This window comes from Devosia sediminis, from assembly GCF_016411825.1.
Classification (GTDB): Bacteria; Pseudomonadota; Alphaproteobacteria; order Rhizobiales; family Devosiaceae; genus Devosia; species Devosia sediminis.
Window position 1 is genome coordinate 877,748 of record NZ_JAEKMH010000001.1, and the last position, 22,382, is coordinate 900,129.

The 22,382-nt window shown below is 63.0% G+C and carries 30 protein-coding genes; 11 read left to right on the plus strand and 19 right to left on the minus strand.

Annotated features, from left to right (window positions below):
* The first annotated feature begins 63 nt into the window (after window positions 1–63).
* From JEQ47_RS04460 to JEQ47_RS04470, 3 genes are read left to right on the plus strand one after another with little or no spacing between them, the layout of a single operon-like run.
* Window positions 64–378, plus strand: a complete 315-nt coding sequence (locus JEQ47_RS04460; protein ID WP_198875175.1) for an ArsR/SmtB family transcription factor — start codon at window positions 64–66, stop codon at window positions 376–378.
* Window positions 375–701 (plus strand): SRPBCC family protein, encoded by a 327-nt coding sequence (locus JEQ47_RS04465; protein WP_198875176.1) that lies wholly within the window; start codon window positions 375–377, stop codon window positions 699–701. The genes JEQ47_RS04460 and JEQ47_RS04465 overlap by 4 nt, the downstream gene beginning before the upstream one ends.
* Window positions 702–738: 37 nt before the next feature.
* Window positions 739–1,365 (plus strand): ATP-dependent Clp protease proteolytic subunit, encoded by a 627-nt coding sequence (locus JEQ47_RS04470; RefSeq protein ID WP_198875177.1) that lies wholly within the window; start codon window positions 739–741, stop codon window positions 1,363–1,365.
* A gap of 5 nt (window positions 1,366–1,370) precedes the next feature.
* Here the strand turns inward: JEQ47_RS04470 and JEQ47_RS04475 are convergent, their stop codons facing one another.
* Both JEQ47_RS04475 and JEQ47_RS04480 read right to left on the minus strand, forming a co-directional pair.
* The gene (locus tag JEQ47_RS04475) at window positions 1,371–2,627 is read right to left on the minus strand and encodes a multidrug effflux MFS transporter (RefSeq protein WP_198875178.1); all 1,257 of its coding nucleotides are present in this window, start codon (window positions 2,625–2,627) and stop codon (window positions 1,371–1,373) included.
* 107 nt (window positions 2,628–2,734) lie between these two features.
* Window positions 2,735–3,961 carry an MFS transporter gene (locus JEQ47_RS04480; protein ID WP_198875179.1) on the minus strand — a complete coding sequence of 409 codons (1,227 nt, stop codon included), beginning with the start codon at window positions 3,959–3,961 and terminating at the stop codon, window positions 2,735–2,737.
* Window positions 3,962–4,226: 265 nt separating this feature from the next.
* Between JEQ47_RS04480 and JEQ47_RS04485 the strand changes: the two genes are divergently transcribed.
* The gene (locus tag JEQ47_RS04485; RefSeq protein WP_198875180.1) at window positions 4,227–5,183 is read left to right on the plus strand and encodes a GNAT family N-acetyltransferase; all 957 of its coding nucleotides are present in this window, start codon (window positions 4,227–4,229) and stop codon (window positions 5,181–5,183) included.
* 46 nt (window positions 5,184–5,229) lie between these two features.
* Here the strand turns inward: JEQ47_RS04485 and grxD are convergent, their stop codons facing one another.
* From grxD to purQ, 8 genes are all read right to left on the minus strand, one after another.
* Complete coding sequence (gene grxD / locus JEQ47_RS04490) at window positions 5,230–5,565, minus strand: Grx4 family monothiol glutaredoxin (RefSeq protein ID WP_198875181.1); 336 nt, start codon at window positions 5,563–5,565, stop codon at window positions 5,230–5,232.
* Window positions 5,566–5,653: 88 nt separating this feature from the next.
* A complete protein-coding gene (locus JEQ47_RS04495) occupies window positions 5,654–6,205 on the minus strand; it encodes a hypothetical protein (RefSeq protein WP_198875182.1) in 552 nt (183 codons plus the stop codon).
* A 24-nt stretch (window positions 6,206–6,229) separates the two neighbouring features.
* A complete protein-coding gene (locus JEQ47_RS04500; protein ID WP_198875183.1) occupies window positions 6,230–6,856 on the minus strand; it encodes an HAD family hydrolase in 627 nt (208 codons plus the stop codon).
* Window positions 6,853–7,173: a DUF6665 family protein gene (locus JEQ47_RS04505; RefSeq protein WP_236020640.1), complete on the minus strand. Its 321-nt coding sequence runs from the start codon at window positions 7,171–7,173 to the stop codon at window positions 6,853–6,855. The genes JEQ47_RS04500 and JEQ47_RS04505 overlap by 4 nt, the downstream gene beginning before the upstream one ends.
* Window positions 7,174–7,177: 4 nt before the next feature.
* Window positions 7,178–7,411, minus strand: coding sequence for a BolA/IbaG family iron-sulfur metabolism protein (locus JEQ47_RS04510; protein WP_198875184.1), 234 nt, complete (start codon window positions 7,409–7,411; stop codon window positions 7,178–7,180).
* A gap of 90 nt (window positions 7,412–7,501) precedes the next feature.
* Window positions 7,502–8,167 (minus strand): hypothetical protein, encoded by a 666-nt coding sequence (locus JEQ47_RS04515; RefSeq protein WP_198875185.1) that lies wholly within the window; start codon window positions 8,165–8,167, stop codon window positions 7,502–7,504.
* 25 nt (window positions 8,168–8,192) lie between these two features.
* Complete coding sequence (gene purL, locus JEQ47_RS04520) at window positions 8,193–10,418, minus strand: phosphoribosylformylglycinamidine synthase subunit PurL (protein ID WP_198875186.1); 2,226 nt, start codon at window positions 10,416–10,418, stop codon at window positions 8,193–8,195.
* Between the two features lie 17 nt (window positions 10,419–10,435).
* The gene (purQ, locus tag JEQ47_RS04525) at window positions 10,436–11,104 is read right to left on the minus strand and encodes a phosphoribosylformylglycinamidine synthase subunit PurQ (RefSeq protein ID WP_198875187.1); all 669 of its coding nucleotides are present in this window, start codon (window positions 11,102–11,104) and stop codon (window positions 10,436–10,438) included.
* 171 nt (window positions 11,105–11,275) lie between these two features.
* On the opposite strand from purQ, the gene JEQ47_RS04530 reads away from it, so the two are divergent.
* Window positions 11,276–11,428: a hypothetical protein gene (locus JEQ47_RS04530; RefSeq protein ID WP_198875188.1), complete on the plus strand. Its 153-nt coding sequence runs from the start codon at window positions 11,276–11,278 to the stop codon at window positions 11,426–11,428.
* Window positions 11,429–11,475: 47 nt separating this feature from the next.
* Here the strand turns inward: JEQ47_RS04530 and JEQ47_RS04535 are convergent, their stop codons facing one another.
* The 3 genes from JEQ47_RS04535 to purC all read right to left on the minus strand — a co-directional run bounded on the left by JEQ47_RS04535 (window position 11,476) and on the right by purC (window position 13,822).
* Entirely contained in the window at window positions 11,476–12,540 is a 1,065-nt protein-coding gene (locus tag JEQ47_RS04535) for an acyltransferase family protein (protein ID WP_198875189.1), read from the minus strand.
* 253 nt (window positions 12,541–12,793) lie between these two features.
* Window positions 12,794–13,036 (minus strand): phosphoribosylformylglycinamidine synthase subunit PurS, encoded by a 243-nt coding sequence (gene purS / locus JEQ47_RS04540; protein ID WP_198875190.1) that lies wholly within the window; start codon window positions 13,034–13,036, stop codon window positions 12,794–12,796.
* A 21-nt stretch (window positions 13,037–13,057) separates the two neighbouring features.
* Window positions 13,058–13,822, minus strand: a complete 765-nt coding sequence (gene purC, locus JEQ47_RS04545) for a phosphoribosylaminoimidazolesuccinocarboxamide synthase (protein ID WP_198875191.1) — start codon at window positions 13,820–13,822, stop codon at window positions 13,058–13,060.
* A 205-nt stretch (window positions 13,823–14,027) separates the two neighbouring features.
* Between purC and JEQ47_RS04550 the strand changes: the two genes are divergently transcribed.
* Entirely contained in the window at window positions 14,028–14,351 is a 324-nt protein-coding gene (locus JEQ47_RS04550; RefSeq protein WP_198875192.1) for a DUF1476 domain-containing protein, read from the plus strand.
* 6 nt (window positions 14,352–14,357) lie between these two features.
* Complete coding sequence (locus JEQ47_RS04555; RefSeq protein ID WP_198875193.1) at window positions 14,358–15,215, plus strand: alpha/beta hydrolase fold domain-containing protein; 858 nt, start codon at window positions 14,358–14,360, stop codon at window positions 15,213–15,215.
* Here the strand turns inward: JEQ47_RS04555 and JEQ47_RS04560 are convergent.
* A complete protein-coding gene (locus JEQ47_RS04560) occupies window positions 15,212–16,126 on the minus strand; it encodes a LysR substrate-binding domain-containing protein (protein ID WP_198875194.1) in 915 nt (304 codons plus the stop codon). The genes JEQ47_RS04555 and JEQ47_RS04560 overlap by 4 nt on opposite strands.
* 89 nt (window positions 16,127–16,215) lie before the next feature.
* On the opposite strand from JEQ47_RS04560, the gene JEQ47_RS04565 reads away from it, so the two are divergent.
* The gene (locus tag JEQ47_RS04565; RefSeq protein WP_198875195.1) at window positions 16,216–16,959 is read left to right on the plus strand and encodes an SDR family NAD(P)-dependent oxidoreductase; all 744 of its coding nucleotides are present in this window, start codon (window positions 16,216–16,218) and stop codon (window positions 16,957–16,959) included.
* Here the strand turns inward: JEQ47_RS04565 and JEQ47_RS04570 are convergent.
* From JEQ47_RS04570 to rpe, 5 genes are read right to left on the minus strand one after another with little or no spacing between them, the layout of a single operon-like run.
* Window positions 16,956–17,369, minus strand: coding sequence for a GNAT family N-acetyltransferase (locus JEQ47_RS04570; protein ID WP_198875196.1), 414 nt, complete (start codon window positions 17,367–17,369; stop codon window positions 16,956–16,958). The two genes, JEQ47_RS04565 and JEQ47_RS04570, sit on opposite strands and share 4 nt — an antisense overlap.
* Complete coding sequence (locus tag JEQ47_RS04575) at window positions 17,369–17,920, minus strand: RBBP9/YdeN family alpha/beta hydrolase (RefSeq protein WP_198875197.1); 552 nt, start codon at window positions 17,918–17,920, stop codon at window positions 17,369–17,371. The genes JEQ47_RS04570 and JEQ47_RS04575 overlap by 1 nt, the downstream gene beginning before the upstream one ends.
* A complete protein-coding gene (gene purB, locus JEQ47_RS04580) occupies window positions 17,917–19,248 on the minus strand; it encodes an adenylosuccinate lyase (RefSeq protein WP_198875198.1) in 1,332 nt (443 codons plus the stop codon). The genes JEQ47_RS04575 and purB overlap by 4 nt, the downstream gene beginning before the upstream one ends.
* Window positions 19,245–19,706, minus strand: a complete 462-nt coding sequence (gene fosX, locus JEQ47_RS04585; protein ID WP_198875199.1) for a FosX/FosE/FosI family fosfomycin resistance hydrolase — start codon at window positions 19,704–19,706, stop codon at window positions 19,245–19,247. The genes purB and fosX overlap by 4 nt, the downstream gene beginning before the upstream one ends.
* Complete coding sequence (gene rpe / locus JEQ47_RS04590; protein WP_198875200.1) at window positions 19,699–20,379, minus strand: ribulose-phosphate 3-epimerase; 681 nt, start codon at window positions 20,377–20,379, stop codon at window positions 19,699–19,701. The genes fosX and rpe overlap by 8 nt, the downstream gene beginning before the upstream one ends.
* A 144-nt stretch (window positions 20,380–20,523) precedes the next feature.
* On the opposite strand from rpe, the gene JEQ47_RS04595 reads away from it, so the two are divergent.
* The 3 genes from JEQ47_RS04595 (at window position 20,524) to JEQ47_RS04605 (ending at window position 22,337) form a co-directional block, all read left to right on the plus strand.
* Window positions 20,524–20,934, plus strand: coding sequence for an SRPBCC family protein (locus JEQ47_RS04595; protein WP_198875201.1), 411 nt, complete (start codon window positions 20,524–20,526; stop codon window positions 20,932–20,934).
* 20 nt (window positions 20,935–20,954) lie between these two features.
* Entirely contained in the window at window positions 20,955–21,440 is a 486-nt protein-coding gene (locus JEQ47_RS04600; RefSeq protein ID WP_198875202.1) for a COG3650 family protein, read from the plus strand.
* A 156-nt stretch (window positions 21,441–21,596) separates the two neighbouring features.
* Entirely contained in the window at window positions 21,597–22,337 is a 741-nt protein-coding gene (locus JEQ47_RS04605) for a cytochrome c biogenesis CcdA family protein (RefSeq protein ID WP_198875203.1), read from the plus strand.
* The last annotated feature ends 45 nt before the right edge of the window (window positions 22,338–22,382 follow it).

The window sequence follows — 22,382 nt, forward strand, 5'->3', positions numbered from 1 at the left end:
GCCCCGAGCCGCCATGCAAGCACCCCTTGCGTCGACTCATAAGTCTGTGCTTATGTGTTAGACATGAGCGAAACCGAAATCTTCAAAGTCCTGGCCGATCCAACCCGGCGCGCCATTCTCGAGCGCCTCTCGGCAGGCGAGGCGACGGCCACCGATCTGCGCGAGGGCTTCGCCATCACCCAGCCGGCCATGAGCCAGCACCTGGCTGTGCTGCGCGGGGCAGGGCTGGTCAGCGAGCGCCGGGAAGGCCGCTTTGCCCACTATCGTGTCGACCCGGACGGCTTTGCGCCGCTCCACCAATGGCTCGGGCGGTATCGCGCCTTCTGGCCGGATCGTATCGACAATCTCAAGGACCTGCTCAGGGAGATGGATCAATGAGCGAGCGCGACGACGACCTGGTATTCGAGACAATTCTCGATGCGCCGCCGGAGAAAATCTGGCGCGCGCTGACCATCCCCGAATATCGCGATCGCTGGATGCAGCGGCCGGATGACGTGTCTGTCTCATTAGAGGCAACTGATGCTCACAGTCTGCTAACATATCGCTGGACAGAGCGGGGCGAGGTCAGCCGCGTGACCATCGAGCTGACACCCCAGGCCGATGGCCAGACCGGCTTCCGCCTGACCCATGCGCCGATCCGGATTCCGGCTGCCGCCAACAGCAACGAGCCCGCTGCCACTGCCCTGATGCGCGCCGCCTGAAGTCGCCTAAATCCCTGAGAACATGAGGAGATCGCCTATGCGCGACATGATGAATCTCGTCCCTATGGTCATCGAGAATTCGAGCCGCGGAGAACGCGCCTTCGATATCTATTCGCGCCTCTTGCGCGAGCGGATCATTTTCCTTAACGGCCAGATCGAAGACGGCATGGCCTCGCTGGTCAGCGCCCAACTGCTTTTCCTGGAAGCCGAAAACCCCAGGAAACCCATATATTTGTACATCAATTCGCCTGGCGGCGTGGTGACTTCGGCCTTGGCAATGTACGACACGATGCAGTTCATCCGGGCGCCGGTCGGCACGCTCTGCATGGGCATGGCGGCCTCGGCGGCGACGCTGATCCTGGCGGCCGGCGAAGCGGGGATGCGCGCCAGTTTGCCCAATGTTTCCATCATGTTGCACCAGCCATCGGGCGGCTATCAGGGGCAGGTGACCGATATCATGATCCACGCCGAGGAGAGTTTGCGGCTCAAGCGGCGGACCAATGAGATCTACGCCAGGCATTGCGGCCGGACCTATGAGGAGGTGGAGGCAGCGCTGGAGCGCGATCGCTACATGGCGCCGGAGGAAGCCAAGGCGTGGGGCCTTGTCGACCATATCTATTCCGACCGGTCCCAGTTTGAATTGCCGGGACCGGCCGAGGGCTAAAACCCCTAGTGGGCATCCATGACCGGTTCACCCTTGCCGTGGGCATAGGTCTCGCCGACACCAAAGAGCCGGCCCTTTTCGGCGATCAGGATGAAGATCAGGGCCATGATCCCCATGGAGAAATAGCCGGCCGCGGCGGGGATGGTGGTGTTGTTGAAGAGCTGGCCGATATAGCCGCCGATCAACGCACCACCCACCGTCTGGATAAAGCCGAAGACCGAGGCAGCCGTGCCGGCTACGGCGCCCAGCGGCTCCATGGAGAGCGAATTCATGTTCGAGGCTGACCAGCCGAACGAAAACATGATGACGCAGAGCAGACTGAAGAACAACCAGAGCGGCAAGAAGCCTGACAGGGCAAAAGCCAGCCAGATCCCCGAAAACGCCGTGAAGCTCAGCATGGCGCCATGCGACAGGCGTCGCATGCCGAGCCGCCGCACCACCCGTGAATTGGTGAACGACGACACGGCCATGAGCCCGGCCATGGCGGCAAAGGCCACCGGGAAATAGACGCCCAGGCCATAGATATCGACATAGATCTGCTGGCTCGAACTGATGAAGCCGAACAGCGCGCCAAACAGGAATGTGCCGGCGAGGCCGTAGGAAATCGCGACCCGGTTGGTGAAGACGATGCGGAAGCCGTCCACCACGCCCCCAAGGCTCAGCGGCCGACGCTTGTCGAGCGGCAGGGTCTCGGGCAGGCGGAAAAAGGTCCAGAACCAGAAGGCGAGCGCCAGCGCGCCCATGAAGATGAAGATGGTCTGCCACGGGCCGGTGAGCAGCAGCAGTTGGCCGATGCTGGGCGCGACCACCGGGATGGCCATGAACACCATGAAGATCAGGGACATGACTTCGGCCATCTCACGGCCCGAATACCGGTCGCGCACCACCGCGGTGGTGATCACGCGCACGCTGGCAGCGCCCATCCCCTGGATGAAGCGCAGGACCAGCAGCATGGTGAAGCTGGGCGCAAAGGCGGCGACGATGACGGCAACGACATAGACGGCGATGCCGGCCAGCAGTGGCGCCCGGCGGCCAAAGCGGTCCGTCAGCGGACCGAAGGCCAGTTGAGCGACGCCCATACCGATCATGTAGGCGGAAATCACGAACTGACGTTCGTTCTCGTGGCTGACGCCCAAAGCCTCGCCCATATAGGGCAGGGCGGGCAGCATGACGTCGATGGCCAGGGCGTTGAGCGCCATCAGCGCGGCCATGAGGGCAATGAATTCGGGACGCGAGAGAACCCGCGTGAAATGATCGGACATGATTGAAACTCGTCAAAGCCGAGGGAGGCCGGCCGAAGGAAGTGGCCGGACCATGAACCCGTTGGTCAGATTTGGCAACCCTTCAATCGGCAAAAGCCGATAGAAGGTCAGGCAGTCTTTATCGCGAAGCTGGAATCGCTGCGCTCGTTGATGGGAATGTGGATTGCGGCCGAGGCGAGCCCAAGCAGAATCCCGAGATACCAGACCAGGTCGTAGGCGCCGGTGACATCGTAGACATAGCCGCCCAGCCAGACGCCGACGAAGGAGCCGAGCTGGTGGCTGAAGAAGGCAATGCCGTAGAGCATGCCCATGTAGCGCGGGCCGAAAAACAGCGTCACAAGCCCAGCGGTGAGCGGTACGGTCGAGAGCCAGAGCAGGCCCATCATGGCGGCAAAGGCATAGGCGGTGACTTCGGTCACCGGCAGCAGCAGGAAGCCGGCGATTGCCACGGCGCGCAGAAAATAGATGGTCGCCAGCAGCATCTGCTTGGGCAGGCGGCTCCCCATCCAGCCCGAGAGGAGCGAGCCGACTATGTTGAAGAGGCCGATGACCGCGATGGTCCAACTGCCTACTTCCGGCGACAGGCCGCACTGCACAAGGTAGGCCGGCATGTGGACGTTGATGAAGGCCAGGTGGAAGCCGCAGACGAAAAAGCCGATCACCAGCAGCCGGTATGAGCCGTATCCCCAGGCGCGGGACAGGGCCTGCATGAAGGGCAGGTCGGCCTGGCCCGGCACGGATTCGGTGCGTCCACGCAGCGCCGAAGCGAGCGGCACGATCAGCAACAGCAGGACGGCAATGTAGACAAGCGCCATCTGCCAGCCGAATGCCGAGATGAAGCCCTGCCCGAGCGGGGCGAAGATGAACTGGCCGGCCGAGGATGCCGCGGTGGCCACGCCAAAGACGAAGCTGCGCTTTTCAGCGGGGACGACTCGACCGAAAGCGGCCATGACGACACCGAAGGACGCGATGGCAATGCCGACACCGGTAACGACGCCTGCGGTGATTGTCATGGATAACACGTCGGTCGAGAAGGCCATGCCGAGCACACCGAGGGCATAGATCACGCCGCCAACGGCCAGGACGCGACCCGAGCCGTGCTTGTCGGCCATGCCGCCGGCGAACGGCTGCGCTATGCCCCAGACCAGGTTCTGCACGGCCATGGCCATGCCCCACTGTTCGCGGGTCATGCCCAGATCCTCGGTGACCGGCAGTGTGAACAGGCCGAAGGAGCCGCGCGTGCCAAAGCCGATCGCGGCAATGATGCAGCCGGCGATGATGACGAGGGGCAGGGGGACGGCCCGGCGGGCGGGTGCGGCGACGGCGACAGTCATGGCGGAGCCTCGACAGGATGTTTCGCCAATCTACGCCCCGACTCTCATCACGCAAAGCGATATCGGGTGATGAGAGCTATCGGATTTGGTGATGCAATATGTGGACGGGGCAGGTAGCCTGCTCCTGTCGCAATTCAAATCTGAAGAGGAAACAGCATGAGCCACAAGCCAGTCTGCGCCATTGGCGCCGATCGTCGCGGCCGCTGGTCGGCCGTTTTCCTCAGCAGTGTCCGGCCCTGCCTGGACGCCATTCTGGATTTGCACATTGCACGAACTCAAGAGAGAACACTTCTCCAGGGTTGAGCCCCTATTCCATGATCTGATCGCGCTGCATGGCAGCGTCAGTGCCACGCTGAGTGGCGCGGCCGAGGGCCATATCCTCGTCGATGACCTGAGCGCTCCGTCGGTAGCACTGCTCGATGGGCCCGAGGGCTTTTATCTCGGCGGCGGCCCGATTGCTGGGCGCGACTACTTCGCCCTTCGGCAGATCATTCCGCCATGGGCCTACCTCTATCCGTCCAAGGAGTGGCTAGCGGCGCGGGAATGGGCCATGCCGCATCCCCATATGCAGCGGCACGACCGGGTGTATCTAGCGACGAGACCAAGCGACAAGCCGATGCCGGCGCTGTCCGCACCATTCGAGCTGGTGCTCGAGCAGGACGGGCCGCTCAGCAGCGCCGTACTTTGCGATGGTGAAACGGTTGCCCATTGCCGGCCGGACATGATTGTCGATGACAGGATGGAGATCGGGGTGTGGACGCGGCCGGACATGCGGCGGCGCGGGCTCGCCAGCGCGGTGGTGCGGGCAAGTCGTGGTCTTGCGGCGGCGGCGGGTATTCGCAGCGTCGGCTGGCATTGCCACGCCTCCAACGCGGGATCGATCGCGGTGGCCCGCCGCGCCGGGTTCGAACCGGCAGCGACCTATGTCGCCTGGAGCGCGAGCCTGCCTGCCGAGAATGCGGGGGACCTCCAGCCGGATCGATGCCGAAGTCTGGCGCAAGCCTTTGAAGCTGGTCGGCAAGACTTCGACTGGCTCGATTTTCACGCGGCGGTTGCCTGGTCGGAAGCTGGAGAGACCGAGCGGGCGCTGGTGGCGCTCGAGAGACTGGTCGAGGGCCCGTGGATGGGCCGTTCAGACTGGCTTGAAGGCCATTGGGCGTTGCAGCGCCTGCGGCACGAGCCGCGTTTCCAGCGTGCTCTCGAAATCCAGGCCGGCAAATAAAAAAGGGGCCGCGCACCGCGCGGCCCCAATTCGTTCAGCAGCGCGATCAGGCGCTCTGCTTGACCTCGACGCCGGCCTGCTCGAAGTGGGTCTTGAGCTCGCCCGACTGGAACATCTCGCGCACGATGTCGGCGCCGCCGATGAACTCACCTTTGACGTAGAGCTGGGGAATGGTCGGCCACTTGGTATAGGCCTTGATCCCCTCGCGCAGTTCTTCGCTTTCAAGGACATTGGCGCTGGAATAATCGACGCCGAGATAGTTCAGGATCTGAACGACCTGGCCCGAAAACCCGCACTGCGGGAAGTCGGGAGAACCCTTCATGAAGAGGAAAACGTCGTTGGTCTTCACCTTGTCGTCGATAAAGGCGTTGATGTCAGTCATGGGATGAGCCTTTCAAAAAGTCCGGTTTCAAGGGCCGGCTTCAGTTCGCCCTTAGATAGGACAGGAAGAGGGCGGTGTCGAGATCACGTTACTGGGTGTTGGTGCAATGCCACTCGCCGCTCGCGCTGATCGTGCCGGTGGCGACCTCGAAGACGCGCTGTTCCGATATCACCGAGCCAAACCCTGCTGATTGATGCTCGGCAAAGTCGGGACAGTTCTCTGCCGTACCCTGATCGGTGCGTTCCCAGTAAACGACCTGCTGGTCGTCCACGAGAACATCGTCATCGGCCGGTACGTCGATGATGGGGGCGAATGCGCCGGCATCGAGATCGTAAATGACGAGGCTGCCGTCGGGACCGGTTGACCGCTCGAGGACGAGATAGGGGCCGGCAAGGCCTCGATAGTAGATCGGGTCCTCGGGCTCGCCGATGCGGACGTCACCATCCTGCGTCGCGAAAACACAGGCAATCTTGCCCCGGGCCGGCGGACGGATGATGAAATCCGTGCCGACCTCTGCGACGCGTTCCTGCGCAATGACCAGATAGTCCTCGTTCTGGAAACATTGCGCCTCCTGCGACAGTGCCGGCAAGGCAGGGAGGAGGGTCGCGGCGGCGAAAGTAATCAAGGCAATATGGCGCAAGGGCGGCCTCTTTGGTGTCCGGGTTCAGGTCAATCGCGCCGCGATCCACGGGTGGTCGAAGAACTGGGCGTTCGTTTCGAACCGCACCGCTTCCCAACCTGCCTTGTGGGCCATGTCGATGACCTTAGGTGTATCGTCAAAGAACAGCGGCTTTTCGTCGGAACTGCCCATCCGGTCGTCGGCGAAGGCGAAAAAGCCCTGGTGTGCCTTGGTCATGCCAATGCGGGCGGAATAGAAGATGTCCTCGAAGATCTCGCCAAAGCCGAGCGTCTGCCACAGCCATTGGGCACGCATGTGGTCCTGGTTGGTGGCGAGGTAGAGGCGCACGTCCGGATGCGCCTTGAGCCGGCGGATACCGGCAACGAGATCGGTGTTGAGTTGCCCGTCATGCTCGAGCCAGAACTGCGCGAAGGCCATGGACGAGCCGCGATAGCCGAGGCCCGGCAGTCGCTTGTCGAGTGCCTCTACCAGCGGCGTCTGGCCGATGAGCACCTTCTTGAGAAAAATGTCGAAGATGAAGTCGGTCTGGAAGCGATCCGGGTCGACGCCCATGCTGCGTATATGCTCGTCCCATTGCTCACGCAGGTCGGGGCGGGCATGGAAGCCGTGAACCAGCACGCCGTCGACATCGAAGACGACGGCACGGCTCATCTGGACCTTGCGGGACTGGCGCCGAGACCGTTCAGCACCTCTTGCGGAATGCCGAGATCGCGGATGACGTCATCATGGCGACGGAAGCCGATCAGTTCACGCTGGACGAAATATGCCCACACCGCCTGCTGGGCCTCGCTCAGCCATGTCGGCCGGTCGGCGCCGGCCGTGAGTTCGGCCAGGGCCTTCACCACGCGACGTTCCGCAGCAGTCAGCGAACTGGCGCGCTCAGCCAGGATTTCGTGCTCGATGGCAGCGTGCCCGGCTTCGGGCCGGACCATGCGGATCAGGTCGAGAGAGTCGCGCAGACCCGCCATCCGGTCAGTCCGGGACGCTGGTCTGGAGGGCCAGGGCGTGAAGTGCGCCACCCATGTCGCCCTGGAGGCTATCATAGACCAGCTTGTGCTGCTGCACGCGGGTCTTGCCGCGGAACTGCTCGGATATCACCGAAGCCGCCCAGTGGTCGCCGTCACCGGCCAGGTCGCGAATCTCGATCTCGGCATCGGGAATGGCGGCCTTGATCCGGCGCTCGATCTCGCTTGCGTCCATGGCCATCTGCAGTCTCCCGATTGTCTCAACTGGCGCCCGGATCAAGCCGGGCGATGCCCCTGATATGGCACGCGGAAGCACCCGCTTCAACCAGCGCTATTGCGCCGGCGTGGCCTCTTCGGGGAGCGCGACTTCGGCGCCGATGCAGCAATCTGCATCCGAGCGGGTGGCAAAGTTGGCGATAATGAAATCGACCAGCGGCCGCGCGTTCGCTGACTGGTCTGTGGCGTAGTAGCAGTCCAGGGTATAGCCGCGGCCATTGGCGACCGTTTCGGTATGCACGAGGGTCAGCGGCACACCCATCGAGGATTCTGGGCTGCTGCCTTCATAAAGCAGGGCGGTGGCGTCCTGGTAGGCAGCCGTGCCTTTGGTGCTGAGCGCAAATCCGGGCATGATTTCCGCCCAGGATGCCGCCACCTCGGCATCGTCGACGGCGCCCAGCGCTGCCTCGGCGGTCCAGCCGGTATCTTCTGCGGCGACCACCGTCATGGTGCATTGCAGCGGCGCCTGCGGGTGATTGATGGTCACGCTGAGCGGCTCGACGCCGCCGCCGGCTACGATCATGGGTTCAGGGAAAATCAGCGTATAGGGTGTGTCGGGCAGGATGGAGCGATTGACGCTGACGCTCTGTGCCGCGGCGATGGTGGGGCTTATGACAAGGCTCAGGCTGGCCAGGGCCGCGACCAGTGTTTGCTTCATCTTCTGCTCCTCGTGAAAACGCCGCTCTTCGAGCAGCACAGCGGCCCAAAGAACGGCGATCATATGGCAGTAGCCGATAAATGCCAGATTAGCCGTTCATATAGCTGGGGAACCAGCTTTCATGAGCGACCTTGAGCGCGGCGACCGAGAGCGGGGTTGCCGCGCCCAGGGTCAGCGTGGTGCCGCCGGTCGTGCCGATCCAGGGCGCGAAAATGCCAAGCGCCTTGGCCTCTTCCCAGAGGGCGGCGATTTCGTCGCCCTGCGGATCGAGGTTGACGGTCATCAGGTAGCGTCCCTGGTCCTCGCCGAAGAAAGTCAGCACCGGATCGTTCCCGTCCACGTCGGTCACCGTGGCGCCGATATTCCCGGCCATGGCCATTTCCGCCAGCGCCACGCCAAGGCCGCCATCGGACAGATCGTGGCAGGCGGTGACGACGCCCGAGCGTATCAGCTTGCGGACAAAGTCTCCAGTCCTGCGTTCGGCGGCCAGATCAACATGGGGCGCGTCGCCGTCGCGACGGCCGAAGAGGTCGCGAAGGTAGATGGACTGCCCGAGATGGGTGCCGCGCTCCGCCGGGCCGCCAATGAGCAGGATCGGCTGGTTCTCGGCGACGAAGCCGATACCGACGCTTTGCGTCCATTCGGGCAGGAGGCCGACGCCGCCAATGGTTGGGGTCGGCAGGATGCCGCGACCGTTGGTTTCGTTGTAGAGGCTGACATTGCCCGAGACGATGGGGAAATCCAGCGCTCGACAGGCATCGCCGATACCCTCCACGGCCTTTACGAACTGGCCCATGATTTCAGGGCGCTCGGGATTGCCGAAGTTGAGGTTGTCGGTGGCCGCAAGGGGTTCAGCGCCGGTGGCGGTCAGGTTGCGCCAGGCCTCCGCAACAGCCTGCTTGCCACCCTCATAGGGATTGGCTTCGCAATAGCGCGGATTGACGTCGGAGGTGAAGGCGAGGCCCTTGGTGTCGTGACCCTCGACGCGGATAACGCCAGCGTCACCGCCGGGCCGCTGCATCGTATTGCCCTGGATCAGCGTGTCGTACTGCTCGTAGACCCAGCGGCGGGACGAGCAGTGGTGACCGCCGACCAGCGCCATCAGCGCCTCGGCGACATCCATCTGCGGCACGTCGGACTTGGCGAGCGCCGCCGGAGCCTTGGGCTCGGTCCAGGGGCGGTCGTATTCCGGGGCTTCGTCACCTAGTTCCTTGATCGGCAGGTTGGCGACTTCGTCGCCCTGCCAAAGCACGCGAAAACGCAGGTCATCGGTGGTATGACCGACCGTGGCGAAGTCCAGCTCCCACTTCTCAAACACCTTGCGGGCAACCGCTTCCTTGTCGGGATGCAGCACCATGAGCATGCGCTCCTGGCTCTCCGAAAGCATCATCTCATAGGCGGTCATGTGCGTTTCGCGCACCGGCACCTTGTCGAGGTCGAGCTCGATGCCGAGGTCGCCCTTGGCGCCCATTTCCACAGCCGAACAGGTGAGGCCGGCGGCGCCCATATCCTGGATGGCGATGACCGCGCCGGTGCCCATCAGTTCGAGGCAGGCTTCGAGCAGGCGCTTTTCGGTGAAGGGGTCGCCGACCTGTACGGTGGGGCGCTTCTCTTCGATATCGTCGCCGAATTCGGCCGAAGCCATGGTGGCGCCGCCGACGCCGTCTCGGCCGGTCTTGGCGCCGAGATAGACCACCGGCAGACCGACGCCTTCGGCCTTGGAGTAGAAAATCTTGTCGGTGTCGGCCAGGCCGGCCGCAAACGCGTTGACGAGGTTGTTGCCGTTGTAGCGGGCGTCGAACTCGACCTCACCGCCGACCGTCGGAACGCCGAAAGAGTTGCCGTAGCCGCCGACGCCGGCCACGACGCCATTGACGAGGTGACGGGTCTTTTCATGGCTCGGATCGCCGAAGCGCAGCGCGTTCATCGCCGCGACCGGGCGGGCACCCATGGTGAAGACGTCGCGCAGGATGCCGCCCACACCCGTCGCCGCGCCCTGATAGGGCTCGATATAGGACGGGTGATTGTGCGACTCCATCTTGAAGACGATGGCCTGGCCGTCGCCGATATCGACGACGCCGGCATTCTCGCCCGGTCCCTGGATGACGCGTGGGCCCTTGGTGGGCAGGGTCCGCAGCCACTTTTTCGAGCTCTTGTAGGAACAGTGCTCGTTCCACATGGCCGAAAAGATGCCGAGCTCGGTATAGGTCGGCTCGCGGCCGATCAGGTCGAGGATCTTCTGATACTCGTCAGGCTTGAGGCCATGGCTGGCGACGAGTTCTGGAGTGATGGCGGGATCGTTGCGCAGGGTCATCGGTTGTTCAGGTCCGGTTATGCGACTTGCTTCAGTGCCGAGGCAAAGAGGGCGCGGCCGTCATCGCCGCCATGGGCGGCTTCGATCAGATTTTCGGGGTGTGGCATCAACCCGAGGACGTTCTTGCCCTCGTTGAAAACGCCTGCAATGTCGTTGAGCGAGCCATTGGGATTGGTCCCTTCGGCATAGCGGAAGGCGACCCGGCCTTCGCCCACGATGCGCTTCAGCGTCTCGGCATCGGCGAAGTAATTGCCGTCGTGGTGCGCGACGGGCGAGCGGATGATCTGGCCCTTGGCATAGCCGCGGGTGAAATCGGTCTCGGCATTCACCACTTCGAGCTTCACTTCGCGGCAGACGAATTTGAGCGAGGTGTTGCGCATCAGCGCGCCGGGCAGGAGGCCCGCTTCGATGAGGATCTGGAAACCGTTGCAGACGCCGAGCACCTTGACGCCCCGCGCCGCGCGCTCACGCACCTTATCCATGATCGGCGAGCGGGCGGCGATGGCGCCGCAGCGCAGATAATCACCATAGGAGAAGCCGCCGGGGATCACGATCAGGTCGGCATCGGGAATATCGGCATCCTGATGCCAGACGACGGCGGGTTTCGTGCCCCCGATCTTGGTCAGCGCCGCGATCATGTCGCGGTCGCGGTTGAGGCCCGGAAACACGATGACGGCGGCCTTCATCGGTCAATCCTTTACGTCTGTCAGGGGTGCGCGAGGCCCTTTTGGTGAGTCTTGCTCGAAAAGGCAAGGGCCCGCACGGCGTGGCTGGCGAAATGCTCTTTCAATGTGGCCCAAAGGTGGAACTGTGACGGCAGTGGTGCCGTTGGGCCCCGTGTTTCAAGGGAGGCAATCATGCAGAATCTGACACCATCCCAGGGCAAGGCCCTCACCATGCGCGGCGCCGACGGCAAGCCGCACCTCGTGAGCGACATGAAGCGCGAGCAGCGTCCGGCATTGCCCCGCATCCGGCCAATCGTGCCGGCTATTTTTCGTCTGCCGGACTGACCACCGGCAAAGGATGCAAAAAGGCCGGTCCATGGACCGGCCTTTTGTTATTCGGCAGGAGCGAGTTTCACCCGCTGGCGCGTGCCGGGCAGGTGCGCCCAGGCGGGCCGCTCGAAGAGGAATTTGCCCAAGCCTGTCTTCTGGGTGATCCACCACAGGACAAGTGGCGCGACGATGGCGACAGCCATGGTGATGAGGCTGAGCAGATTGGGTTCATCCAGGCCGATCGCCAGCAGGACGGTTCGCGCCACGCCCATGGGCAGCACGAAGGCGACGTAGACCACCAGCGATTTCGATCCCAGCCAGCGCAGCCAGTCCATGGCCCGCACCCGTGTGAGGAGTGCGGTGATCATGCAGATGGCGGCAGCGCCAGCCAGCGCCAGCAGAAGGTGGATGCCGGGCAGGGCGCCCCAACCCATCTGGATGTGAACGGGGTCCATGCGGAAGCCGGGCGAGAAGACCAGAGCGGCATTGACCATCGCCCAGACCGCGAGCACAGCCAAGGCAGGCAGCACCCGGTTGGTGGACCATGCGGCCAGACGGAAGAGCTGCGGAGCAAAGACAGCGCCGGCATAGAAGTAGATGAAGTATTCCGCGGATTGATCGATGAGATAGCTGCCGGTGTGGATGCTGGCCATCTGCAGCACTGCCGCGACCGCGAGCACGGCCCAGGCGGGCGCCTTGATCTCATGAAGGATTTTAGAGACCAGCCCGAAGACGGCCAACGTGTAGATGAACCACAGGACGCCATAAGGCTCGACCACGGCCCAGGCCAGCGACGAAACTGCGCCGCCAACGTCGCGCGCTAGCAGTGCTTCCTTGAAGACGATGTGGATCACCGCCCAAAGCGCGTAGAAATAGGCGTAGTGGACCACGCGGCGGTCGAGATAGGCCTTCCACGGGCGATCGATGACCTGGCTGAGAAAGAGCCCGGATAACAAAAAGAATTCCGGCATTCGGAACGGCATCGCAAAGGCGATGGTCCAATGCAGGAAACCGGTCTGGCCGGTGTCCTCGCCAACGCTGGCGGCGCAATACATGGTGACGACAAGAAAAATGGACAGGCCCTTGGCCATGTCCACCCAATCGTGTCTCGCTCTGTCCGTAGCCATCCTGCGCCTCCCTTGATGGTGGCAGCATAGGCGCAAGTCCTTATCCGACCCCCTAATGAGCGGGTCGAAGTTTAAGGAAACTGCCGGATGGTAAGGATTTGGCTAAGGCCGATCAAACGGGAACGGACGCGTAAGCCGCGAACAGCAGGCCCATCGAGGCGAAGAACATGACGGAAAGAGCGATCTGGGTCTTGCGCATAGTCATATGGTCCTGCGCCAGGAACGGCGCGAATAGAGGTATAGCCCGAAGGCGTTAATTTGAGATTTCGACCGAGTAGTTTTCGATCACGGTGTTGGCGAGGAGCTTGTCGCACATCGCATTGATCTGGGAACGCGCGGCCTCGATGTCGGTTCCAGCGACTTCGAAATCGAAGACCTTCCCCTGTCGCACATTTGCAACACCGGCAAATCCAAGGCTGGCCAGCGAGCCTTCGATGGCCTGGCCCTGCGGGTCGAGAACGCCGTTCTTGAGCGTGACTGTGACGCGCGCTTTCATTGCAGCAATCCCTCGATACTACTACTGAACCAGGCGCGGACCGGTGGTCAGCGCATTGTCGTTCTCGACAAGAATGCCGAGACGCTGGGCGACTTCGCGATAATTCTCGACGAGGCCACCAAGGCCTTCGCGGAAACGATCCTTGTCCATCTTGTTGCGGGTCTTGATGTCCCACAGGCGGCAATTGTCCGGGCTGATCTCGTCGGCCAGGACAATACGCATGAGGTCGCCTTCATAGAGGCGGCCGCACTCGATCTTGAAGTCAACGAGCTGGATGCCCACGCCCATGAAGAGGCCGGTGAGGAAATCGTTGATGCGGACCGCAAGGCTCATGATGTCGTCGAGTTCGGCAGGGGTGGCCCAGCCGAAGGCGGTGATGTGCTCTTCCGAGACCATCGGATCGCCCAGGGCGTCATCCTTGTAGCAGAACTCGATGATCGAGCGGGGCAGGCGGGTGCCCGGCTCCAGCCCAAGGCGCTTGACCAACGAGCCCGCGGCCACGTTACGCACGATCACCTCGAGCGGGACGATCTCGACTTCCTTGATCAACTGCTCGCGCATGTTGACGCGGCGGATGAAGTGGGTCGGGATGCCCAGGTCGTTGAGCTTGGTGAAGATGAACTCGGAAATCCGGTTGTTCAGCACACCCTTGCCATCGATGACTTCATGCTTGGCGCCGTTGCCAGCCGTCGCGTCATCCTTGAAGTACTGCACCAGCGTGCCCGGCTCCGGACCCTCGAACAGGATCTTGGCCTTGCCTTCATAGATTTTGCGTCGACGGTTCATGGCGAATCCGGTGCCTTGCGAAGGGATGGATGGATTGGGCGCTTCATGCGCCAGAACGGGACACAAAAGCAAGGGCTTTCGTCCCGCCGGGCGCGCGGGGCATGCGGTCGCAGCCCATGCGCGCGCCGTTGATTTGCGGCGGCGAACCGCCTATGTCCACAGGCACAAGCCGAAAGCTCGGCAGATGAGCCAATTGGGAGTGACCATGAGCGGGTTCGACGAACGCAAGAAGGGCCAGGAAGCCAAGTTCGCATTCGATGCGGAAAAGAAGTTCAGGGCCGAAGCGCGCCGCAACAAGCTGCTGGGCCTCTGGGCTGCGGAGCTGATGAGCCTCGAGGCCGAGGCCGCCAAGGCTTATGCCGCCGAAGTCGTCGCTGCCGATTTCCAGGAAGCCGGTGACGAGGACGTGTTCCGCAAGGTCTCGGGTGATCTCAAGGCCAAGGGCGTTGCCGTTTCCGACGAGGCAATTCGCGAAAAGATGCTGAGCCTGATTGCCGTGGCCGGCGAGCAGATCGCCGCCGAAGGCTGATCGATCATGGCGAGCCCGGCAGCCGAGAAAATCCGCGCCGGGCTCGTTCGCTTTCCACCCAGCACCGATCTCGCCGCCGAGCGGGCGGGATGGGAAGGCTGGGCCGCCGGTCAGACACTGCCGGCAAAAATTTCCGAAACATTTCAAACTCTTGGTGGCGTCCCTGGACGCCTGCTGGTACCCGCCGGGGCTGCTGATGGGCGGCTGGTCGTCGCCTTTCATGGCGGCGGGCTGGTTTCGGGCGCCAGCGTGACACATCGCATGCTGGGCGCTGAACTGGCACTGGCCTGCCGTCAGAAGGTGTTCCTGCCGGACTACTCGCGTCTGCCTGAGAATAGTCCCCAGCAGGTTCTGGCAGACGGTATTGCCGTCCTGTCTGCGGCTCGCTCAGAGAGTGACGTGACGGTCTATGCCGATTCCAGCGGTGCGGCCCTGGCTTTGGCAGCGATGCAGTCGATGCGAGACGCCGCCCAGCGCCTGCCAGACCGCGTCGTCTTCTTCTCGGCGGCTATCGACGCCACATTGTCGGGTCGCAGCTTTATCGAAAATGAGGCGCGGGACCCGACCCTCTCCCACGCATCCCTGCGCCACTGGCAATCGGTGCTGACCGATATTGCGCCGCTCGACAGCCCTCTGTTGTCACCGCTGTTCCAGCCGGTCCACGGCCTGCCGCCCATGTTGCTGCTCGCCGGTTCGGATGAGCTGTGGCGCGACGATTCCGTGCGTCTCGCCGAGCAGCTTCGTATCGCGGGTGGTCAGGCGACGCTTCGTGTCTACAAGGACATGTGGCACGTCTGGCCGATGAGTGGGGCGACGCCCGAGACTTATCAGGCCTTTGCCGAGTTCGCGGCTTTTCTCGCCTAGCGATCTAACAGGCCAGACAAGCGCTCAGCCAGAAAGCTGACTGTTGCCCGCGTGGCCGGCAATTGGCCGCGCCGATGCGGATAGAGAAGCGATGTCGTCGGCCCGGGGCTGGTCCAGTCGGGCAGCACCCGCACCAGATCGCCACTGCCGATCAGCGGCGCGCAGATGCAGCGCGGCAATCGGGCAATGCCCAACCCTGCCATCGCCATGGCGACGACCGACCCCGGATCGTCACTGCCGAAGCGCAACGGAAGGCGGATCACGGCGCGTTCGCCGCCCTGGTTCACCAGTGGCCAGTTCGCCGCCCGAGCTGTGCTTGAGCAGTACAGCCCGTCACTGGCCTCGATGTCGTCCGGCGATCGGATCGGACGATTGGCCCTTACCCACCCGCTACTGGCGACCAGATAGTCCGGTTCCGACCCCAGATGCTGGGCGATCAGGTCGGTGTTCTCCAACGGCGCAACATGGTCGCGCAGGGCCAGATCGAACCCTTTACCGATCAAGTCGACCATCCGGTCCGAGCAATTAACTATGAGCGCTACCTTCGGGTAGAGGCTCGCAAATTCGGGCCAGAGCGGCGCCAGATAGTAGCGGGCCGTTATGGTGGAGCAGGTCAGGCGAACGGTTCCGTTCGGTTCAGCCAATCGCTCGGCCACCGCGGCTTCCACGACTTCGGCCGACAGCAGCATGGTCTGCGCATGTTCGGCGATGGTCGCCCCGAGCTCGGTCGTTGCCAGGCGTCGGGCATTACGCTGCAAAAGCCGGGCGCCAAGCCGCTCCTCAAGCACGGCGACGCGTTTGCTGAGGGTGGACTTGGGCAGCCCAACAGCACGTCCCGCCGCTGCAAATCCGCCATGCTCGACCACTTTCGCGAAGAGGCGGAGGTCATTGAGATTGATCCTGTCGTCCATATTTGTGGACCTTCCGACGGTTTATTGGCGTCTACGCCTGCTTCGTTCGCCAACGTAGACATATGTCTCACACATCAAAAGAGGCGAAGATGAATCTCAAGGACAAAGCAGTTCTGGTGCTCGGCGGTACACATGGCATGGGACGCGCCACGGTGGATTTGCTGATCGAGGGAGGGGCGCGCGTCACGGCGACAGGGAGCCGCGACAAAACGGTCGACTGTCTGCGACAGGAGCAACCCCGTGTCACCGGCGCGGTGCTCGACCTTGCCGATGACGGTCAGGTCGAAGCCTTTGCCGGCCAGGTCCCGGACACTCTCGACGCTGTCATCGTCTTTGCGGCTATCGCGGAGCTGACGCCGCTGGAAGCGGTGAGCCGGGCAGAGTTCGACCGGTCCTTCGCGATCAATGTGCGCGGCGTATTCTTCGCCCTGCAGTCGCTCCTGCCGCGACTGAAAGCCGGTGGCGCAATCGTGCTGACCACGATGACGCCGTCGACGGCGACGCCGACCATGGGCGTTTATTCCGCGACCAAGGCGGCGCTGGGTGCCTACGGTACCGTGCTGGCCGCCGAGTTGCTGCCGCGCAATATCAGGGTCAACATGCTCGCGCCGGGCTTTATCGACACGCCAACGCTGGGTGTCGCTGGACTGAGCGAAAGCCAGCGGGCGGAGCTGCATGCCATCGGCGATGCGGTCACCCCGATGCGGCGTCATGGCCGGATGGACGAAATTGCGCGCGCGGCATTGTTTCTGGCTTTTGATGCCACGTTTTCGACCGGCATCGAGCTGGCAGTGGACGGCGGCCTGTCGACAGTCGACGCGCCGGTCGACTAGCGCCTCACGCGTGTCGCCATGCCGATCGAGGCCGGCATGACCGGGTCGAAGCCGAACTTGGCATAGAGGTGCTTGGCGTCGCCATCGGCGATCAGGCTGACATAGGCGCCTTCGGGAGCGTTGGTGCTGAGATGGGTCATGAGCGCCGCCATGATCGCTTTGCCCAGGCCTTTTCCCTGGTGGGTTGGTTCGAGCGCGATGTCCACGATCTGGAAGGCAGTGCCGCCATCGCCGATGATCCGGCCCATGCCGATAGCGGCGCCGGCATGGAACACGGTCACTCCAAACCAGGTATTGGGCAGGCCTTTCGTGGCCTGCTCCTCGGATTTTGGACTCAGGCCCGCAACAACGCGCAGCCGCCGATAGGTGTCGGCATCGGGCGTCCCGGGAACGAGGTCGTAACCGTCCATCACAGCCGCTGCATCAGCCGGGTGAACATGAGGAGGCCCTCGGGCCATGGACCGTGGCCGGAATGGACATTGATGTGTCCGGCATTGCCTGCCTGGTGGAAGTCAGAGCCCCAGGCGGCCGCATAGTCGGCGGCGCATTCGAGCGAGCAGAACGGGTCGCTGTCGGAGATGACGAGCAGAGACGGAAAGGGCAGGGGATCGCGTGGCACGGTGCCGAAGGCGCGTGCCTCTTCCGGCACGTCCCGGCTGCTTTCGATGTCAGGCGGCGAAACGAGGAAGGCGCCCTTGACCTTGCCCTCGGGGAAGCGCCCGGCGGCCTGCACCAGGGCAATGCAGGCGAGCGAGTGTGCGACCAGAACGACCGGCCGCTCGGCCAGTTCGACGGCCTTGACCATGGTGTCAGTCCAGTCGTCGGGATCGGGATCGTCCCAATCGGCCTGTTCGACAATCGCAGCGGTGGACATCTTCTCCGCCCAGCGCATCTGCCAATGGCCGTCGCCGGAACTGCCGAGACCCGGCAGGATCAGGATGTCGGCGTCAGCAATTCTCATGCGCCAAAGACCCGGGCAAAGATCGTGTTGACATGCTTGAGGTGATAGCCATCATCGAACATGGCGTCGATTTGCGCATCACTGAGAGTCACTTCGGGGTCGTTCTTGAGGTTCTGGGCAAAGAGGCCCGCGCGGTCGCCCCGGTGCTCCCAGACCTTCATGGCATTGCGCTGCACGGCAGCGTAGGAATCCTCGCGGCTGTACCCGGCTTGGGTCAAGGCCAGCAGTACGCGCTGCGAATTGTGAAGCCCGCCGAGCAGGTCAAGGTTCTTGCGCATGTTTTCGGGGTAGACCACGAGCTTGTCGATGACGCCGGTGAGGCGTGCCAGCGCGAAGTCCAGCGTGATGGTCGCGTCCGGGCCGATCATGCGCTCGACGGAAGAGTGCGAAATGTCGCGCTCATGCCAGAGGGCGACGTTTTCTAGAGCCGGCACGACCATGCCGCGCACGAGGCGGGCGAGGCCGGTGAGGTTTTCCGTCAGCACGGGATTGCGCTTGTGCGGCATGGCCGACGAGCCCTTCTGGCCCGGCGAGAAGAACTCCTCGGCCTCCAGCACTTCTGTGCGCTGCAGGTGGCGGATTTCAACGGCGACGCGCTCGATGGACGAGGCGATGACGCCCAGCGTCGCAAAGAACATGGCGTGGCGGTCGCGCGGGATCACCTGGGTGGAAACCGGCTCGATGGAGAGGCCGAGTTTTTCGGCGACATATTCTTCCACCGAGGGGTCGATATTGGCGAAGGTGCCGATGGCGCCGGATATGGCGGCGGTGGCGATCTCGTCGCGGGCGGCGACCAGGCGGGCGCGGTTGCGCGAGAATTCGGCATAGGCCTCGGCCAGCTTGACGCCAAAAGTGGTCGGCTCAGCATGGATGCCGTGGCTGCGGCCAATGGTGATCGTGTCCTTGTGCTCATAGGCGCGCTTCTTGAGCGCCGCGAGCAGGGCGTCGATGTCGGCGAGCAGGATGTCGGCGGCGTTCTTGAGCTGAACCGAAAGGGTGGTGTCGAGAATGTCAGAAGAGGTCATGCCCTGATGCACGAAGCGGGCGTCAGGGCCGACGATTTCCGAAAGATGCGTCAGGAAGGCGATGACGTCATGCTTGGTGGTGCGTTCGATCTCGTCGATGCGCGCGACGTCGAAGCCGTAGTCACCGCGCGCCGCCTTGCGGGCGTTCATGACGTCCCAGATCTTATCGGCGCTGTCCTTGGGCACGACACCAAGTTCGGCCAATTTCGAGGTGGCATGGGCCTCGATTTCAAACCAGATGGCAAACCGGCTTTCGGCCGACCAGTTGGCGACCATTTCAGGACGGGAATAGCGCGGGATCATGGGCTTAGGCCTTCAGCTTGCGAGTTTGATTCATCCGGCGGAGACCGGTAGCGCGCCAGGCGCTCGGGCAGGGTGCCGGTATGGAGTTCGAAAAGGTGGTTGTCGCGGTCGTGGAAATAGAGCGAACGGCCTTCGCCTGCAACCCGGGAACGGCTTTCGCGCAGGTCGAGCCCCAGAGCTTCAATCCGCTGCCGGTATGTTTCGACATCTGTATCTTCGATCTTGAAGGCGATGTGGTTATAGCTGCGCGCGGGAAGGGCGTGGCCCTTCATGGTGGCGATCCAGATGTCATCGCGCCCGACCAGAAAGAAGCGTTCCTCGGAGATCGAAAACGTGGCGCTGCCGCTGTCATAGACCTTGCGGGCGCCAAGGACACCGACCAGGATTTCCTCCATCGCGTCGAGGTCTTCGACGATGAAGGTCATGTGGCTGAGACCCTGAACCTGCGCGTCAGGCATTGATCGCGGTCGCAGCGTCGCGGATGGCTTTGATGCGCCCGGCATAGGTGGTGGAGTCGTTGCCGCCATAGACGGACGATCCTGCCACCAGCACATTGGCGCCGGCCGCCACGACGGCGCGGGCATTGTCGGCTGTGACGCCGCCATCCACCTCGAGATCGATATCCCTGCCGCCGATCAGTGCCTTGGCCTGGCGAATTTTATCGATGCTGCCCGGAATGAAACTCTGGCCGCCGAAGCCGGGATTGACGCTCATGATGAGCAGGAGGTCGACATCGTCGATCACGTGCTGGATGGCCGAAACCGGCGTTGCCGGATTGAGCGCCACGCCTGCCTTCTTGCCCAGCGCGCGGATGGCCTGCAGCGAGCGATTCAGGTGCGGGCCGGCTTCGGCATGGACGGTGATGATATCCGCGCCAGCCTTGGCGAAATCGGCAAGGTACGGGTCGGCTGGAGCGATCATCAGATGGACATCGAAAACCTTGTCGGTCACGCCGCGAATGGACTTCATTACCGGCGCGCCGAAGGAGATGTTGGGCACGAAGTGCCCGTCCATGACGTCGACATGGATGTAGTCTGCGCCGGCATCGACGATGGCCTTCACCTCGTCGCCCAGCCGCGAAAAATCGGCCGAAAGGATCGAAGGCGCAATGCGGACGGGACGACTGGACATGCAGAACCTCGACCGGGACGGAATGAGGCTGCTCTACCCCGCGAATGTGGCGTGGGCAAGCGTCCGGCCGGGAAAAGCTTCGAAATGGGCCGCTTGGCCCGATAGGCAATTCATCATAGGCTTCGGCACAGAGTGGAGTTGCCGATGCCGACTTATCACAGCCGTACGTTGTCCGTGACGATCGCGCGACCTTGGAAGGAGGTCTACGCCTTCGCCGCGGACCCGGCCAACATGGCGGAGTGGGCAGCCGGACTGGGCGGCGATTTTGAGCCCGCACCCGATGGCGATGGCTGGATCGCCAATCAGGACGGCACCGCCATCCGCATCACCTTCACGCCACCCAACGATTTTGGTGTCCTCGATCACGACGTACATACCCCGGGCGGCGTCGTCCATGTGGCACTGCGGGTCGTGCCCAATGGCTCGGGCGCCGAGGTCACATTCCTTCTGCTGCAGGAGCGCGCCATGAGCGACGCTGAACTCGAACGTGACGCCGCGGCGGTGCAGAAAGACCTCGATACGCTCAAGCGCCTTATGGAAGACGCCCCCAGATGACCGCGCCAGGAGGAACGATTATGCGTCACATGCTTGCCCTCGTCATTGCTCTCCTCGCGCTTGTCGCCCCGGCAAAAGCCGACGAAGCCATGGTTCGTGCCTTTATGGAGGATTGGATCGAGGAGCAGGGCGGCGCGGCCGAGGAGACCGACATGGCCATTGGCTTCGTCGACCTCGACTATGATCGCGTCGACGAGGCCATCGTTCTGCTGTCCGGCCAGTATTGGTGCGGCTCAGGCGGTTGCGACGCGCTGGTGCTGCGAAGCAATGCCAACGGCTATGACATCATCATGGAATCGAGCGTAACCCGCGCGCCGATCGGTGTGCTCGGCACATCGAGCAACGGCTTTCGCGATCTCTTCGTCCAGATTGGCGGCGGCGGACTGCCCGCCGGTCCGGTGGCCATGCGCTTCGATGGGGCGGCCTATCCGAGTAATCCCACCGCCGATGGCGAGGATCTGCCCGAGGGCTTCAAGGGCAAGGTGGTCATTCCTGCCGCGGATTAGCGCACTATTTGACCCGGCGCAGCAAAAGCCTATCTCCTCGCGGGCATAATGCCGAAAGTCGGACGCGTGCTCACATCCCTGCGATGCGGCCAAGCAGCTCATTGCCTTCCGGCCTGCGCGCGCTAAACAGGGCGCAGCAACAAGGAGCGACCTCAGTTGGAGTTTTCCCTGCCTCTGGTGATCGGCGCGGGCGTCTTGAGCTTTCTCAGCCCCTGTGTGCTGCCACTGGTGCCGCCTTATCTCACCTATATGAGCGGGGCGAGCTACGATCAGTTGCGGGCCGAGGCCGTGTCGGGGTCGCCCGGCAAACTGACGGCAAAGGTCGCGCTCACCTCGATCTTCTTTATCCTGGGTTTTTCGGTCGTCTTCATTGCCCTCGGCGCCACGGCTACGGCTTTCGGGCAGGTCTTCCGGCAGTTGCTGCCCATTCTCACGCCGATTGCTGGCGTCGTCATCATTGCCATGGGCCTGCATTTCCTAGGCGTTTTCCGCATCGGCATCCTTGACCGGCAATTGCGCTCCAACGGGCCGGGCCAGGCTTCTGGTCCGCTGGGCGGGTTTCTCCTGGGCCTTGCCTTCGCCATTGGCTGGACGCCCTGCATCGGGCCTGTGCTGGCAGCGATCCTGACGGTCGCGGCCAGCCGCGAGACGGCGTGGGAAGGCGCTTCGCTGCTTGGCCTCTATTCGCTGGGGCTCGGCATCCCGTTCTTTCTCGCCGGCATCGCGATCGGTCCGTTCCTCACCTTCTTGAATGGGTTCAAACGCCATCTGGGGACGGTAGAAAAAGTCATGGGTGGCTTGCTGGTGCTGACCGGCCTCTTGTTCATCACCGGAAATTTCACCCGCATTTCCTATTGGTTCCTCGAGACTTTCCCGGTCCTCGCCACCTTTGGCTGAGCCCGTCCGTAGCGTCGGGTTAACTCTCTTCACGGTCTGGTGAAC